At 64.4% G+C, this 13880-nt stretch carries 13 protein-coding genes and 1 rRNA gene; 9 read left to right on the top strand and 5 right to left on the bottom strand.

The window, feature by feature from the left end:
* The first annotated feature begins 103 nt into the window (after positions 1-103).
* Positions 104-219 (top strand): 5S ribosomal RNA (rrf, locus tag ACJJV2_RS16165).
* 201 nt (positions 220-420) lie between these two features.
* Here the strand turns inward: rrf and ACJJV2_RS16160 are convergent.
* Together ACJJV2_RS16160 and hisC are read right to left on the bottom strand one after the other, a co-directional pair.
* The gene (locus ACJJV2_RS16160) at positions 421-864 is read right to left on the bottom strand and encodes a VOC family protein (protein WP_405282209.1); all 444 of its coding nucleotides are present in this window, start codon (positions 862-864) and stop codon (positions 421-423) included.
* 155 nt (positions 865-1019) lie between these two features.
* Positions 1020-2075: a histidinol-phosphate transaminase gene (gene hisC / locus ACJJV2_RS16155; RefSeq protein ID WP_405282207.1), complete on the bottom strand. Its 1056-nt coding sequence runs from the start codon at positions 2073-2075 to the stop codon at positions 1020-1022.
* A gap of 414 nt (positions 2076-2489) precedes the next feature.
* On the opposite strand from hisC, the gene ACJJV2_RS16150 reads away from it, so the two are divergent.
* The 3 genes from ACJJV2_RS16150 to radA all read left to right on the top strand — a co-directional run bounded on the left by ACJJV2_RS16150 (position 2490) and on the right by radA (position 5829).
* Positions 2490-3629, top strand: a complete 1140-nt coding sequence (locus ACJJV2_RS16150; RefSeq protein ID WP_405282205.1) for an alkene reductase — start codon at positions 2490-2492, stop codon at positions 3627-3629.
* Between the two features lie 178 nt (positions 3630-3807).
* A complete protein-coding gene (locus ACJJV2_RS16145; protein ID WP_043336742.1) occupies positions 3808-4275 on the top strand; it encodes a copper resistance protein NlpE N-terminal domain-containing protein in 468 nt (155 codons plus the stop codon).
* 141 nt (positions 4276-4416) lie between these two features.
* Positions 4417-5829, top strand: a complete 1413-nt coding sequence (radA, locus tag ACJJV2_RS16140; protein WP_043336740.1) for a DNA repair protein RadA — start codon at positions 4417-4419, stop codon at positions 5827-5829.
* A gap of 147 nt (positions 5830-5976) precedes the next feature.
* Here the strand turns inward: radA and ACJJV2_RS16135 are convergent, their stop codons facing one another.
* Complete coding sequence (locus ACJJV2_RS16135) at positions 5977-6621, bottom strand: DUF1415 domain-containing protein (RefSeq protein WP_405282203.1); 645 nt, start codon at positions 6619-6621, stop codon at positions 5977-5979.
* A 338-nt stretch (positions 6622-6959) separates the two neighbouring features.
* Between ACJJV2_RS16135 and ACJJV2_RS16130 the strand changes: the two genes are divergently transcribed.
* On the top strand, positions 6960-8831 hold the full coding sequence (locus ACJJV2_RS16130; RefSeq protein ID WP_405282201.1) for a SulP family inorganic anion transporter: 1872 nt from the start codon (positions 6960-6962) through the stop codon (positions 8829-8831).
* A 118-nt stretch (positions 8832-8949) separates the two neighbouring features.
* Positions 8950-10056, top strand: coding sequence for a tRNA 2-selenouridine(34) synthase MnmH (mnmH, locus tag ACJJV2_RS16125; RefSeq protein ID WP_284892480.1), 1107 nt, complete (start codon positions 8950-8952; stop codon positions 10054-10056).
* A 26-nt stretch (positions 10057-10082) separates the two neighbouring features.
* Here mnmH and ACJJV2_RS16120 read toward each other — a convergent pair whose 3' ends face one another.
* The gene (locus ACJJV2_RS16120) at positions 10083-10832 is read right to left on the bottom strand and encodes a glutamine amidotransferase-related protein (protein WP_284727173.1); all 750 of its coding nucleotides are present in this window, start codon (positions 10830-10832) and stop codon (positions 10083-10085) included.
* A 161-nt stretch (positions 10833-10993) separates the two neighbouring features.
* Between ACJJV2_RS16120 and ACJJV2_RS16115 the strand changes: the two genes are divergently transcribed.
* The 3 genes from ACJJV2_RS16115 (at position 10994) to ACJJV2_RS16105 (ending at position 12991) form a co-directional block, all read left to right on the top strand.
* Positions 10994-11287, top strand: coding sequence for an MGMT family protein (locus ACJJV2_RS16115; RefSeq protein ID WP_043336737.1), 294 nt, complete (start codon positions 10994-10996; stop codon positions 11285-11287).
* 181 nt (positions 11288-11468) lie between these two features.
* Positions 11469-12080: a YjaG family protein gene (locus tag ACJJV2_RS16110; protein ID WP_043336733.1), complete on the top strand. Its 612-nt coding sequence runs from the start codon at positions 11469-11471 to the stop codon at positions 12078-12080.
* Positions 12081-12142: 62 nt separating this feature from the next.
* Positions 12143-12991, top strand: coding sequence for a CHAD domain-containing protein (locus tag ACJJV2_RS16105; RefSeq protein WP_405282199.1), 849 nt, complete (start codon positions 12143-12145; stop codon positions 12989-12991).
* 108 nt (positions 12992-13099) lie between these two features.
* Here the strand turns inward: ACJJV2_RS16105 and hisF are convergent, their stop codons facing one another.
* Positions 13100-13873, bottom strand: a complete 774-nt coding sequence (gene hisF / locus ACJJV2_RS16100) for an imidazole glycerol phosphate synthase subunit HisF (RefSeq protein WP_175090669.1) — start codon at positions 13871-13873, stop codon at positions 13100-13102.
* Between the last annotated feature and the right edge of the window lie 7 nt (positions 13874-13880).

The following is a 13880-nucleotide window of genomic DNA, read 5'->3' as shown; positions in this document are numbered from 1 at the left end:
GGGATTGCGACAGGATCGAGACATATCGGTCAGCATGATTCATATTGCGAGTCGCGAGGCCACAAGCCTCGAGACTCAGGCATCGCAAGATGCCACCGTTTCGCCTGACGACCATAGCGAGCGTGAACCACCCGATCCCATGCCGAACTCGGAAGTGAAACCGCTTAGCGCCGATGGTAGTGTGGAGTTTCTCCATGTGAGAGTAGGTCATCGTCAGGCACTTATACCGAACCGCCCCTGCAGCCTTGCTGCAGGGGCGGTTCTCTTTGTGCGCAGGAAAAACAGTGGGCGGAAGAAAAGAGCTCTGCCCAAGCAACGTGCACGTGACACAAGAAGGCCCCTGTCGAAATCTCGACAGGGGCCTTTTGTCTTCGGGGCCTTTTATCTTCAAGGCCAGTGAAGTTTCAGTGCGCCATCACATCAGGGCGAGACTTCGTAGAGTTCGATGGGCGTACCGTCAGGGTCTGCCAGGAAGGTGAAGCGGGCTCCGGTGTATTCATCGACACGTATCGGCTCTGGCGTGGCGCCACGCGCGATCAGCAGCTCGACACAGGTATCGATGTCTTCCGTCGCCAGCGCCAGGTGACGAAGGCCACAGGCTTCCGGGTAGCTGGGGCGCTCAGGCGGCGAGGGGAAGGAGAACAGCTCCAGCTGGATACCGCCCGGCAGGAGCAGGTCGAGCTTGTAGCTGTCGCGGGCCTCACGATAGGCCTCGTTGATCACCTGCGCATCCATGACCTCGAGATAGAAGCGTCTGGCGCGAGGGTAATCAGCGGTGATGAGCGCCACGTGATGCACCCGCGTCAGAGGCAGGCGGGGTGTCGGGGTAGCGTCTGAAGCCATGGCGAGACTGTCCGTTGTCATGTTGTGCTCCTGCAGAGTGTTCGGTGCGATGAACGGTACGACGAGCTGTGTGGATGAGCGGTGCGGTGAACTCCTGAGTGACATCCTGATGAAAGAAGGCGCCCACTGGGCGCCTTCTTTGATTGGAGCAATCACTGGCCAGACCGTGCGCTATCTCAGCGACACAGGGTTTCCAGGGCTTCGATCAGGCTGTCCATCTCGGCATCGGTACCGATGCTGATGCGCAGATAATCACGCAGTGCGTCGGTGTTGAAGTGGCGCACCAGGATGCCCTGTTCGCGCAGGCCGATGAACAGCTTGCCGGCATCGTGGGTCGGGTGAGTCGCCAGCACGAAGTTGGTCTGCGAGGGCAGGATCTCGAAGCCCAGCGCGGCCATGCGATCGCGCGTCTGCTCGCGGATGGTGATGACCCGCGTGCGGCACTCATCGAAATAGTCGGGATCACTGAGCGCAGCGACGCCGACCTGTTCGGCCAGGCGATCGATGGGGTAGGAGTTGAAGGAGTCCTTTACGCGCTCCAGACCCTCGATCAGCTCACGCGAGGCCACGGCATAGCCAAGACGAATGCCCGCCAGGCTGCGCGACTTCGAGAAAGTGCCTGTCACGACCAGATTCGGATACTGATGAATCAGCGGGATGGCGCTTTCGCCACCGAAGTCCACGTAGGCCTCGTCGACCAGTACCACGCTCTGCGGATTGCGCTCCAGCAGCGCGGCAATCGCCTTGCGGCCATGGCCATGCCCTGTTGGGGCGTTGGGGTTGGCGAAGATGATGCCGCCATTGTCGTTGCCGAAGGCTTCCAGGTCGACTTCCCAGTTGTCGGTCAGCGCGATGCTGCGCGACTCGATGCCATACATGCGGCAGTAGACCGGATAGAAGCTGTAGCTGATGGAGGGCAGCAGTAGCGGCTTGTCCTGACGGAAGAATGCCTGGAAGGCCAGCGCCAGCACCTCATCGGAGCCGTTGCCGACGAAGACTTCCTCGGCGGCCACATGGAAGGTATCGGCCAGGGCGGCGCGCAGCGAGCTGGAGCTCGGGTCCGGGTAGCGGCGCAGATCGGAGGCATTGAACTCGCGCAGCGTCTGCTCCACGGCGGGCGCCGGCGGATAGGGGTTCTCGTTGGTGTTCAGCTTGATCAGCTGCTCACGCGGTTGTTCGCCGGGGACGTAGGGGGTCAGGTCGTGGACCTGGGGGCTCCAGTACTTGCTCATGATTTCTCGCCGCTGGTGACAGTGCATGACCCGTGTCATGGATGCTTTTCATGTTGCCCGCTGGATCGTCGCGGTACAAGCACCGGCATGCGCTCTGAGTGAGTCATGAGGGGCATTGGAGCGGTGATTGAAGGCTGTTGCGAAGGTCTGTTGCGAAGGACCGTCGAGAGACTGTTGCGAAGAACTGTCGGGAGAGGGTGTTGTGAAGGGCTGTCGTGAGGGGGTGTTGAAAGAAGCCCAAGAGTGGCCGCACGGCGGGCCTCGCCCATTGTTGCCATGCCAGCATTATTCTCGTGCGATGTGCGTGCTTGAAGCAGCGCTCGGTGTGCCGCATGTCACAGGCATGCTTGCCCAGCTCGTGCGACCTTGCACGGTGAGGACGCTGGGTGAAGTCCTGCAATTCAAGGAGTCCCGATGACTGCCAACACCAATGCCCCGTACGCTGACACCCTGCTCGATCCGGTCAAGCTCGGTGATCTGACCCTGCCCAACCGCATCCTGATGGCACCGCTGACACGTGCTCGTACCCCCGACAGCGTGCCCGGTGAGCTGCAGCAGGCCTATTACGGTCAGCGTGCCGGTGCCGGCCTGATCATCAGCGAGGCGACCAACATCTCGCCCACTGCACGTGGTTATGTCTACACGCCGGGCATCTGGACCGATGAGCAGGAAGCGGGCTGGAAGGGCGTCGTCCAGGCGGTGCACGCCAAGGGCGGCCGCATGGCGCTGCAGCTGTGGCATGTCGGGCGTGTCTCGCATGAGATGGTGCAGCCGGACGGCCAGCAGCCGGTCGCGCCGAGCGCCCTGCGGGGTGAAGGCGCCCAGTGCTTCGTCGAGTTCGAGGACGGCACCAGCGGACGTCACCCCACCAGTACGCCGCGCGCCCTGGAGACGGACGAGATTCCCCAGCTGATCGAGGACTATCGCCAGGCCGCCGTGCGTGCCAAGCGTGCCGGTTTCGACATGATCGAGGTGCATGCCGCCAACGCCTATCTGCTCAACCAGTTCATGGCCACCGGCACCAATCAGCGCACTGACCAGTACGGTGGCTCGGTCGAGAACCGTGCGCGCCTGACGCTGGAAGTCGTCGATGCCGTCGCCGAAGTCTTCGGCCCTGAGCGTACCGGCATCCGCCTGACGCCCTTCATCGAGATCTTCGGTCTGACCGATGACGAGCCGGAAGAGATGGCCTTCTACATGGCCGAACAGCTCTCCAGACGTGGCATCGCCTATGTGCACGTCAATGAGCCGGACTGGGCCGGTGGCGACATCAAGTTCAGCGATGACTTCCGTCGTGCCCTGCGCGAGCGCGTCAAGGGCGCGCTGATCTTCTGCGGCCACTACGACGGTGAGAGCGCGGCACGCATCATCGATGAGGGTATCGCGGATGCCGTCGCCATCGGGCGCCCGTATATCGCCAACCCGGACCTGGTCGAGCGCATTCGCCTCGGCGCTGAGCTCAACGAGCAGGACCCGGACACCTTCTACGGTGGTGGCGCCAAGGGTTACACCGACTATCCGTTTCTCGACAATGGCCATGATCGCCGCGGCTGAGGCCGACACGATTTAGCGAATGGTGTTCGATAAACGCCATCGGGGGTGGCCTCTCGGGGCGGATACCCGCTATTCTTGAGCATGGAAGCTTGTGAGCGGTCTGCCTGCCAAACAGGTAGACCGCTCGCCGTCGATAGCGCTGATGCTGCTATCGAGTCATCGCCTTAAGGAGGATTCAATGCAGATCAGGACTCTGATGGTGGGAGCCGCGCTGATGGTCGGTCTCGCCGGGTGCGCATCAACGGCCCAGACCAATGACGGTGCCGCTGACAACAGCGCCACCGAGACAGCCAGCGAGCAGGTTGCCGTCTACAAGGGCACCCTGCCGTGTCGTCGCTGCACGGGCATTGACCTCGATGTACGCCTCAAGGGTGCCGAAGAGGCAGCCCAGGATGAGCGTACCTTCAGTCTCGATGCCACCTATCGTGATCATCCGCAGCAGCCGGACCCGGAGCATTACGAAGGCCAGTGGGACGTGCTGTCCGGCACCGTGACGGACCCGAACGCGACCGTCTATGAGCTGACGCCGGACGGCGAAGGCCAGACCTACTACTTCCTGCGTCTGGATGCCCAGACCCTGGAGCTGGTCGACCCGCAGAAGCGTCGCTTCCAGAACGGTGAGACACTGCGCCTCAAGCGCCAGTAAGCGTGCCGTGCGCCACAAGGCGATCGTGAGCACAAGGAAGGCGGCGCAAGCCGCCTTCCTTGTGTCTGGCCGTTGGAAATCCGCGGCTGACGACACTCCGCCGCGGCGCCGAGAATCATTTCTTCCCGACAGGATTGTCTGATGGCGAAAGCAAAGAGCGCCTTCGTATGTACCGAATGCGGTAGCGAATTCTCGAAGTGGCAGGGCCAGTGCAGCGGCTGCCGCGAATGGAACACCCTGCAGGAAATCCGCGTCGGCGCCACGGTGTTGCCCGGCGCCGCCCCCGCTGCGGGGGCCGTCGCCGGTGGTGCTGCGCGTAGCGCCAGCAATGGGCGGGGCGGCTACGCCGGCACGCTCAGCGATAACGTGACCGATCTTTCCAATGTCTCGCTGGCCGAAGTGCCGCGCTTCTCCTCGACCTTCGGCGAGTTCGACCGCGTGCTGGGCGGCGGGCTGGTGCCGGGTTCCGCCGTGCTGCTCGGTGGCCACCCGGGGGCCGGCAAGTCGACGCTGCTGCTGCAGACCGCCTGCAAGCTCGCCCAGCACAAGCGCTCACTCTATGTCACCGGTGAGGAATCGCTGTCGCAGGTGGCGATGCGCGCCCATCGTCTGCAGCTGCCGACCCAGGGCCTCAAGATGCTGGCCGAGACCAGCGTCGAGACGATTCTGGCCACCGCCGAGCGCGAGAAGCCCGAGGTGTTGATCATCGACTCCATCCAGACCATGCATCTGGAGGATCTGTCATCCGCGCCGGGTGGTGTCTCGCAGGTGCGTGAGTCCGCCGCCGCGCTGACCCGCTTCGCCAAGCGAACCAACACCGTGCTGCTGCTGGTCGGCCACGTGACCAAGGACGGCTCGCTGGCCGGGCCCAAGGTGCTGGAGCACATGATCGACGCCTCCCTGCTGCTGGAGGGCGATGGCGATTCGCGCTTCCGCACGCTGCGTGGTCAGAAGAACCGCTTCGGCGCGGTCAACGAGCTGGGCGTGTTCGCCATGGTCGAGCTGGGCCTGAAGGAGGTGAAGAACCCCAGCGCGATCTTTCTGTCGCGCAGCGAGGAGCAGTCCTCCGGCAGCCTGGTGATGGTGGTGTGGGAGGGCACGCGACCGATTCTGATCGAAGTGCAGGCCTTGCTGGATGACTCGCCGCTGGGCAATCCACGCCGTGTCGCCGTCGGCCTGGACGGCAATCGCCTGTCGATGCTGCTGGCAGTGCTCAACAAGCATGGCGGCCTGTTCACCGGCGATCAGGATGTCTTCCTGAACGTGGTCGGCGGGGTCAAGGTGCTCGAGACCAGCGCCGACCTCGCGGTGCTGTGTGCGGTGGTCTCCAGCCTGCAGAACCGTCCGCTGCCGCGCGAGCTGGTGGTGTTCGGCGAGGTGGGGCTGTCCGGCGAGATCCGTCCGGTGCCGAGTGGCCAGGAGCGTATCGTCGAGGCCGCCAAACACGGCTTTACGCGCGCCATCGTGCCCAAGGGCAATGCCCCCAAGAACCCGCCCAAGGGCATGACCATCGTGGCGGTCGACAAGCTGTCCCAGGCACTGGAAGCCCTGTGACATCTGCGCCTGGCGCGTGAGCCTGGCGCGTGAGCCTGCCGCACGGGGACATCGTGGTGTGATGCTGCATACAACGAACAAGGCCAGCCTAGCGGCTGGCCTTGTTCGTATGGGGTTTTCTCCGAGCACGAAGCTCAGCCTGTCTTGTCAGTCCTGCTTGTCAGCCTGGCGGGCGGCGTGAGCACAGGCCTTGAGGCGTGAGACCAGAAGCTCGACACCGCGCTCACGCATCAGTTCTTCGTTGCGCCCCGGCACCTCTTCGACATCGCCTGCGTAGGCATTGATGGCGGCTTCGACCGAGCTTTCGCGCAGCAGGTGCAGCATCGGGTAGGGCGAGCGGTTGGTGTAGTTGGCCGCGTCGTCTTCCTCGGTGTCCTCGAACACATATTCCGGGTGGAAGCTTGCCAGCTGATAGATGCCTTCGTAGCCCTGCATCTCGAGCAGCGCCTCGGCATAGTCGAGCAGCTCAAGATAGGTGTCGAAGTCGCGGAAGCCGTCCTTGAAAATCACCAGCGTCGTCTCGGCGTCGCGATTGGCGTCCAGGTTCAGCAGCTCGTCGCCGAGTGCCTGCAGGCAGCGCTCGAGCCCTGCACCGGGCACCACGGCATACTGGATGCTGTTGCGTGCCATCTCGCGGGCGGCGAACGGGCACAGATTGTCGGCGATGATGTGCGTCTCAACCCACTGGCGCGTGGCGTCGATGGCCTCGGCTTCGCTGGCATCCAGCGGCGGGGTGAAGCCACCCGCCGTCTCGGGAGTCGTGGTATCGGTCGGCGTAGCGTCGGTGGTCATGGCGTCAGGGTCCGCAGCGGTGTCAGGAACGGGTATTGTCACTGCTCGGGCGCGGCATGGCCAGCGCCGTGTCTTCTCGTCTCTCTTCGTGTCTCGTTATCGTGTCTCGTCGCCGTGTTGCTTGATCATGTCTCTGCATCGTGTCTCTTCAACATATCTCTTTCTAGGGAAAGGACCGCAGGGCCGCAGGTCGCTGTCGAGCATGTGGCGGCCCTGTTTCATTAGTGATTTCAGCGATAGACTTATCACCGCTGGTTTCAAGCCTGCCCCGAGTACGTTCAGGGACATTGCGGCTACCGGCTGACGACTTCTTTCCTGCCTCGCCACGGAGATACTTCTTGTCCGCTGATACTCCGCCTCCTTCCTCGCCGCCCCCCGAATCTCCCGAATCTACCGAGACGGCAGAGGGGCCCGAGCACACCAGTGCCGCGGCCTATCGTCTGTCGCGACTGTTGCCCTTTCTCAGCTGGATGCGTCAGCTGTCGCCCGGGGATGCGCGTTCTGATCTGATCGCGGGCCTGAGTGGCGCGGTGCTGGTGCTGCCCCAGGGGGTGGCCTATGCGTTGATCGCCGGCCTGCCTCCGGCGCATGGGCTGTATGCCGCCATCGTGGTGGCGATCATCGCCGGCCTGTTCGGCAGTTCGCGGCATATGGTCAGTGGCCCGGCCGCGGCGATCTCGATGGTGGTGTTCGGTACTGTCTCGACCCTGGCCGCACCGGGCAGTCCCGAATACCTGCCGCTGGTGCTGGCGCTGACCTGCATGGTCGGCATCATCCAGCTGTCGTTGGGGCTGATGCGCATGGGGGCGCTGGTCAATCTCATCTCACATACGGTGGTGATCGGCTTCACCGCCGGCGCCGGGGTCTTGATCGCCACCAGTCAGCTCAAGCACCTGTTCGGCATCGCGCTTGGCGATGCCTCGAGCTTTCTCGGCACCTGGTGGGCGCTGCTCGGGCATCTGGGCGATACGTCGTGGGCCACGCTGATCACGGGGCTCAGCACCTTGCTCTCGGCCGTGCTGGTCCGGCGGCTGAATCGCAAGCTGCCGTGGATGCTGGTGGCGATGGCCGTCGGCTGCGGTGTCGCGGCATTGCTCGGTGGCAGCGCAGCAGGTATCCCGATGGTCGGCGCCCTGTCCGGCAGTCTGCCGCCGTTTACCCTGCCGCCGCTGGGCTTTGACACCCTGCGCTCGCTGGGCGGGGCGGCCTTCGCGCTGGCGGTGCTCGGCTTGATCGAGGCGGTCTCCATCGCGCGTGCCATCGGCGTACGCTCGCATCAGCGTATCGACGGCAACCAGGAGTTCATCGGCCAGGGCTTGTCGAATCTGGCGGGCAGTTTCTTCTCGTGCTTTGCCGGTTCCGGCTCCTTCACGCGCTCCGGCGCCAACTATGATGCCGGCGCCCGCACCCCGCTGTCGGTGGTGGTGGCGGCGCTGATCGTGCTGGCGGTACTGCTGCTGGTGCCTGACGTGACCGCCTGGCTACCGTTGCCTGCGATGGCAGGCCTGATCATGGTGATCGCCGCCAACCTGATCGAAGTCGGTCATATCCGTCAGATTCTGGCCGTCAGCCGCGAAGAGGCGGTGGTGCTGGTGATCACCTTCCTCGCTACCCTGCTGTTGCCGCTGGAGTTCGCCATCTTCGCCGGGGTGCTGGTCTCGCTGGTGCTGTATCTGAACCGCACCTCACGGCCACGGCTGGTCGAGATGGCGCCAGACCCGGAGCACCCGGAGCTTGGCGTGCGCAATGCCGAGCGTTATCAGCTGGCCCAGTGCCGGGAAGTGGTGATTCTGCGCGTGGATGGTTCGCTGTTCTTCGGGGCGGTCGACCACGTCCAGCGCAAGCTGGCGCGCTATACCGGCAAGCACGTCATCCTGCTGGGCACCGGCTGCAACTTCATCGATATCGCGGGCGCCGAGATGCTCGAGATCGAGCAACGTCGCCTGCGCGATGCCGGCGGCAGTCTCAGCATGTGCGGCTTTCGCATGTACGCGCTGGAAGTGATGGAGCGCGGTGGCTTCCTCGAGCGCATGGGGCGTGAGAACTACTTCCATACCGCCGAGGCGGCGATCGCCTCGCTGCGCGACTCGGTCGCCGAAGCGCATCGCGCGCACGGTGATCAACCCGCTGCCTGCCCCGATTGTCAGCTGTTCGGCCCGGCCGGGATCGGGCCGGGGCAGGGGGTGCGCCTGACGCCACCGTTGGCGTGAAAGCACAAGGCTGGGGGCGGCTGCACGCTTGCGATAGAATATGGCCCCTTGATGGTGCGGCCAGTCAGCCAGTCGCCGCCCATTGCCTCAATCCTGTTCTGTCTGCCGAGAGATGCCCATGAGTTTGCCCACCGTGGCGGCCAGCTGCGACCTGATTCGCGACGGCCGTCCGTTGATCGATGTGCGTGCGCCGGTCGAATTCGCCGCTGGTGCCTTGCCGGGTGCCGTCAATCTGCCGCTGATGGATGATGAGGAGCGTCATCGCGTCGGGCTGCAGTACAAGCAGGTCGGCCCGGAATCGGCGGTACATCTTGGCCATCAGCTGGTCAGCGGCGGGATCAAGCGCGCACGTATCCGCGCTTGGGTCGAGCACGTCGAGCGGCACCCAGACGCGATTCTCTACTGCTTCCGCGGCGGCATGCGTTCTCAGCTCAGTCAGCAGTGGTTGCAGGAAGCGGGGATCGAGCGTCCGCGCATCGAGGGCGGCTGGAAGGCCATGCGTCAGCAGCTCTGTCAGCATATCGATGAGCGTGCCGAGCAGGCCCCGATGCTGTTGATCGGCGGGCTGACCGGCTGCGCCAAGACCGAGCTGATCCATGCGCTGGACAATGGCATCGACCTGGAAGGCTGTGCACGCCACAAGGGTTCGGCCTTCGGCCGCCATCCCTTCCCGGCGCCGAGCCAGATCGACTTCGAGCACCGCATCGCCGCCGAGATGCTCACGCTTGAGGATGAAGCGCCGACCATCATGGAAGACGAGTCGCGCTTCATCGGCAGCGTCAACATTCCGCTCGCCACCTGGCGCGCGATGGAGCAGGCGCCGTTGATCCGCGTCGAGATGCCGCTGGACTGGCGAGTCGTGCAGATTCAGAAGGACTATATCGAGGGGCTGTGGTCCACCTACAGTCGCCACTATGGTGACTTCCTCGGCTGGACCCTGATGCAGCGCCAGCTGCGTCAGGCGCTGCTGCGTCTGCGCAAGCGCCTGGGCAGTGCGCGCCTTGCTCGTCTGGTGCGCATGCAGGACATCGCCTTCCAGGAGCACAAGCGCGGCAACCCCATTGCCCATGAAGGCTGGCTAGCGCCGCTGCTCAGCGAGTATTACGACCCGATGTACCGCTATCAGCTCGAGAAGCACGAGCGCACCTTCCTGCACGTCGGCGACTGGGACAACAGCCTTGCCTTCGCGCGTGAGTGGAGCGCCAATCACCGCTGGCAGCGCTGATATCCCTCACGAGCGCCGGTCAGCGCTCACGCATTCAGCCAGTCCACCAGCAGGCGGTCCAGCAGGGCCGCCTGACGATCAAAGCGCTTCGGGTCTTCCAGCAACGCCTCGCGTGACTGCACGCCATTGCCCTCCAGGGGCGCGGGATGGCGGGCCAGGCGGTCCTGTGTGGCCGCCGCATCCATGTGCGGATGGAAGTTGAGCGCCACCACGCGACCCTCATCCCAGCTGAAGCCGGCCACTGGCGTATGCTCGCTGCTGGCCAGCAGCTCGCAGTCTTCCGGCAGGCCGCAGATCTCCTCATGCCACATCAAGGCCTCGAACTCGGCGGGTAGCCCCAGCGGGCACTCATTGCTGCGCGTCAGCGTGGCCCAGCGACGCTGCGGCACCACGGCGGACGAGACGATCGCCCCCATCTGCTCGGCGATCAGTCGCGCCCCCAGGCCAATCCCCAGCAGCGGGCGATTGCTGTTCAGCGTGCGCCGAATCAACTTGCGCTGCAGGCGCAGCGACTGCTGTTCGGCGGGCGAGGCGGGCTGTGCGGCGCTCGACAGGCGTTGCGGTCCATCCAGTACCACCAGCGCATGAAAGTCATCGATGCCCGGCAAGGCTTCGCCTGCCAGCGGGAAGCTGGTGTTGAAGCTGTGCCCCATGCCGGAAAGCCAGTCCTTGAGGCGTAGCGGACTCTGCCAGTCATGCGCTAGCGTTGCGGTATCGGCGGCTGAATCTGGTTCAGGGTCAGGGAGTTGCCCCTGATGTATGAAGTAAAGATGCATGGCTTCATCATGCGTGAGCGCCATGTCAGCGTAAAGGCCCCAGTACTTGCTTCTCAGTACTTGCTTCTCAGTGCCTGCATCTCATTACTTGCATAGTCAGTATCTACATCTCAGTACCTGCACCGGGCGAACCAGCCGCGACTCGACAAGGAGAGAACCGCATGCGGGCCGAACTGCTCGAACAGATCTACACCGTGGTGGCGCAGATTCCCGAAGGGCGCATCACCACCTACGGGCGTATTGCCAAGATGACCGATGGTGCCAGCGCGCGCATGGTCGGCTCGGCGATGCGTCACCTGCCGGATGGCCATCAGTTGCCGTGGCATCGCGTGATCAATGCCTCACTCAAGGTCACCGAGCACGGCGGGGCAGTGCGCCAGCGGGAAAAGCTGCGCAGCGAAGGCATCCTGTTCGATGGTGCCGGCCGCGTGCCGACGGAGTGCCTGTGGCCCTGAGGTGTGCGGCAGCACGGCAGCGCTCGAGCGGGAGCGTGTTCATCCGGCCACGCGCGGGCGCTACCCTTTCGCCTATCCTATCGCATACCCTATAGCGACCTCCGGTGACATCGCGGCTGGCGGAGCCAAGACGCCAGCGTGAACGCCGCATATTGAATAGTGAAGTGAGAATAGAGCCGTCATGACTCAGCCTGTATCCGGTTTCCGTGCGCGCCTTGATGCGCTGGCCCCCGTGCGCCGTACTGCCTTCATGGCGGCGCTGACCGAGCGACTCCTGCCCAATGCCGGCTTCTACGCCGAAGCCAATGGCACGGCCAGCGCGCTGGACACCACGCGTGAGCTGCGCAAGCTGCTGGACCTCGTCTGGGAGCAGCTGCGCGTGCGCGATGCCAAGATCGATTTCTCGCTGCAGGCCGAGAAGGTCACTGCCTTTGAGCCCGCCGAGGACGATGACAGCTTCGGCGCGCGCCGCGCCCTGGAAGCCGTGATGGCGCTGACCGCCTGCATCGATGTGCTGATCAGCGAAGAGCCGGAAGCCGCGCTCAAGATCAGCCGTCTGTCCGCCGATGGCGTGCGCGCGCTGATCGACCTGCAGGCCGGTGAGGGCATCGAGCAGGAAGCGCTGGAAGCCATGATTCGCGAACATCCGTTGATGATCGATGAGCGTGACTTCCAGGACGCCGTGCTGGAGAGCGTCGAAGCCCCGCAGCTGTCCCGCGATGACTGGCGCGCGCTCAAGCAATTGGGCCGCAATGAAGATGTCAGCAATCTCGGGCTATCCTTGCAGGACTGAGCGGCCCGATTCGGGCCATCCTGGTGCCAGTGATGACTGGCCAGCCGTTGTTGGAGAGACAGATGAGCGACACCCGTCAGCAGGATTCTTCTCCGATGAACGCAGCGCTGAATGGCGTGATTCAGGCGCGTCTGGACGCCATGCGTGAGCGTCTCGCGCAGCCGACGCTGAGCGCGGCGGATGTGCATGCGCTGCGCGTCGACTGCAAGCAGCTGCGCGGCTGGTGGCAACTGCGGCGCGAGTCGCTGGGCAAGTCGGCGGTGAGTGAGCATCAGGCGCGTCCGCGCGCCGTCGCCAAGGCATTGGCCGGACCGCGCGAGGCGCACATGCTGCGCAAGACCCATGGTCGCGCTTACGCCTGGGTGGATGAGCGCAGTCAGCGCCTGCTGGATGCGCTGCGTCCGGGGCTGACCAGTGCCTCGCTGAGCGAGCCCGAAGGCGAACTGGATCACGCGCCGCTCGAGACGCTGCTGAGCGAAGAGCGGGCGGCCTGGCAGGCGGCACCGCTGACGGTGGAGGAGCTCAATATCGGGCTGGAGTTCAGTCGTCATCGCATCAGCAAGCTTGCGGCGCAGGTGGCCAGCAAGCGTGAGATCGAGGCGTCTCACCGGCTGCGCAAGTGGGTCAAGTACCGCATGTTCCAGCTGGCACTGGCGCACGAGGCGCTGGGTGAAGCAGCCGCGCGGGAGCTCGAGTCACCGAGTCACGGACGGCGCCGCGAGCCGGAACTGCTCGACAAGGCGGCCGCGCGGCTGGGCAATCAGCATGACCTGGCGGAGCTGGCGCTGTGGGTCGGGGAGCGCGTGATGCTGCCCGCCGCCGAGAAGCACCTGGTCGCGGATATCATGACGCTTGCCGACCAGCGACTCGCGCAGGCGCTCAAGCCGCTGAAGAAGCTGGGCTACGTCTGAGCGCTGTTCTCGCCTGAACCGAAGTTGCTTATCTGCAGACAAGAACGCCGCCATCCCCTGAGGAAATGGCGGCGTTCGCGTTTCTGCCTGAACTACCTGCGGCTGCACTTACAGGCGCATCTCGATACCGCGTGCGGCCATGTGCGCCTTGGCCTGGGGGATCGTGTACTCGGCGAAGTGGAAGATGCTGGCGGCCAGCACCGCATCCGCACCGCCTTCGAGCACGCCATCCACCAGATGGTCGAGGGTGCCGACACCGCCGGAGGCGATCACCGGCACGCTGACGGCGTCGGAGATGGCGCGTGTCACACCGAGATCGAAACCGGCCTTGGTGCCATCGCGGTCCATGCTGGTCAGCAGCAGTTCACCGGCGCCCAGCTCGACCATCTTCTTCGCCCACTCGACGGCGTCGAGTCCGGTCGGCTTGCGGCCACCGTGGGTGAAGATCTCCCAGCGCGGTGTCTCGCCTTCCTGGCTGACGCGCTTGGCGTCGATGGCGACCACGATGCACTGGCTGCCGAAGCGTTCCGCGGCTTCACGCACGAAGTCCGGGTTGAACACGGCCGCAGTGTTGATCGAGACCTTGTCCGCGCCGGCATTCAGCATGGTGCGAATGTCTTCACAGGTGCGGATGCCGCCCCCCACCGTCAGCGGGATGAATACCTCACCGGCGATGCGCGACACCATGTCGACCGTGGTGCCACGGTTGTCGACGCTGGCGGTGATGTCGAGGAAGGTGATCTCGTCGGCGCCTTGCTCGTTGTAGCGCTTGGCGACCTCGACCGGGTCACCGGCATCGCGGATACCGACGAAGTTGACGCCCTTCACGACACGACCGGCGTCGACGTCCAGACACGGGATGATGCGTTTGGCGAGTGCCATGATCGCT

Source organism: Cobetia sp. Ld8 (genome assembly GCF_045066615.1).
GTDB lineage: Bacteria > Pseudomonadota > Gammaproteobacteria > Pseudomonadales > Halomonadaceae > Cobetia > Cobetia amphilecti.
Note: the sequence above shows the minus strand (reverse complement) of the source record. Positions and strands in the feature narration are given on the sequence as shown.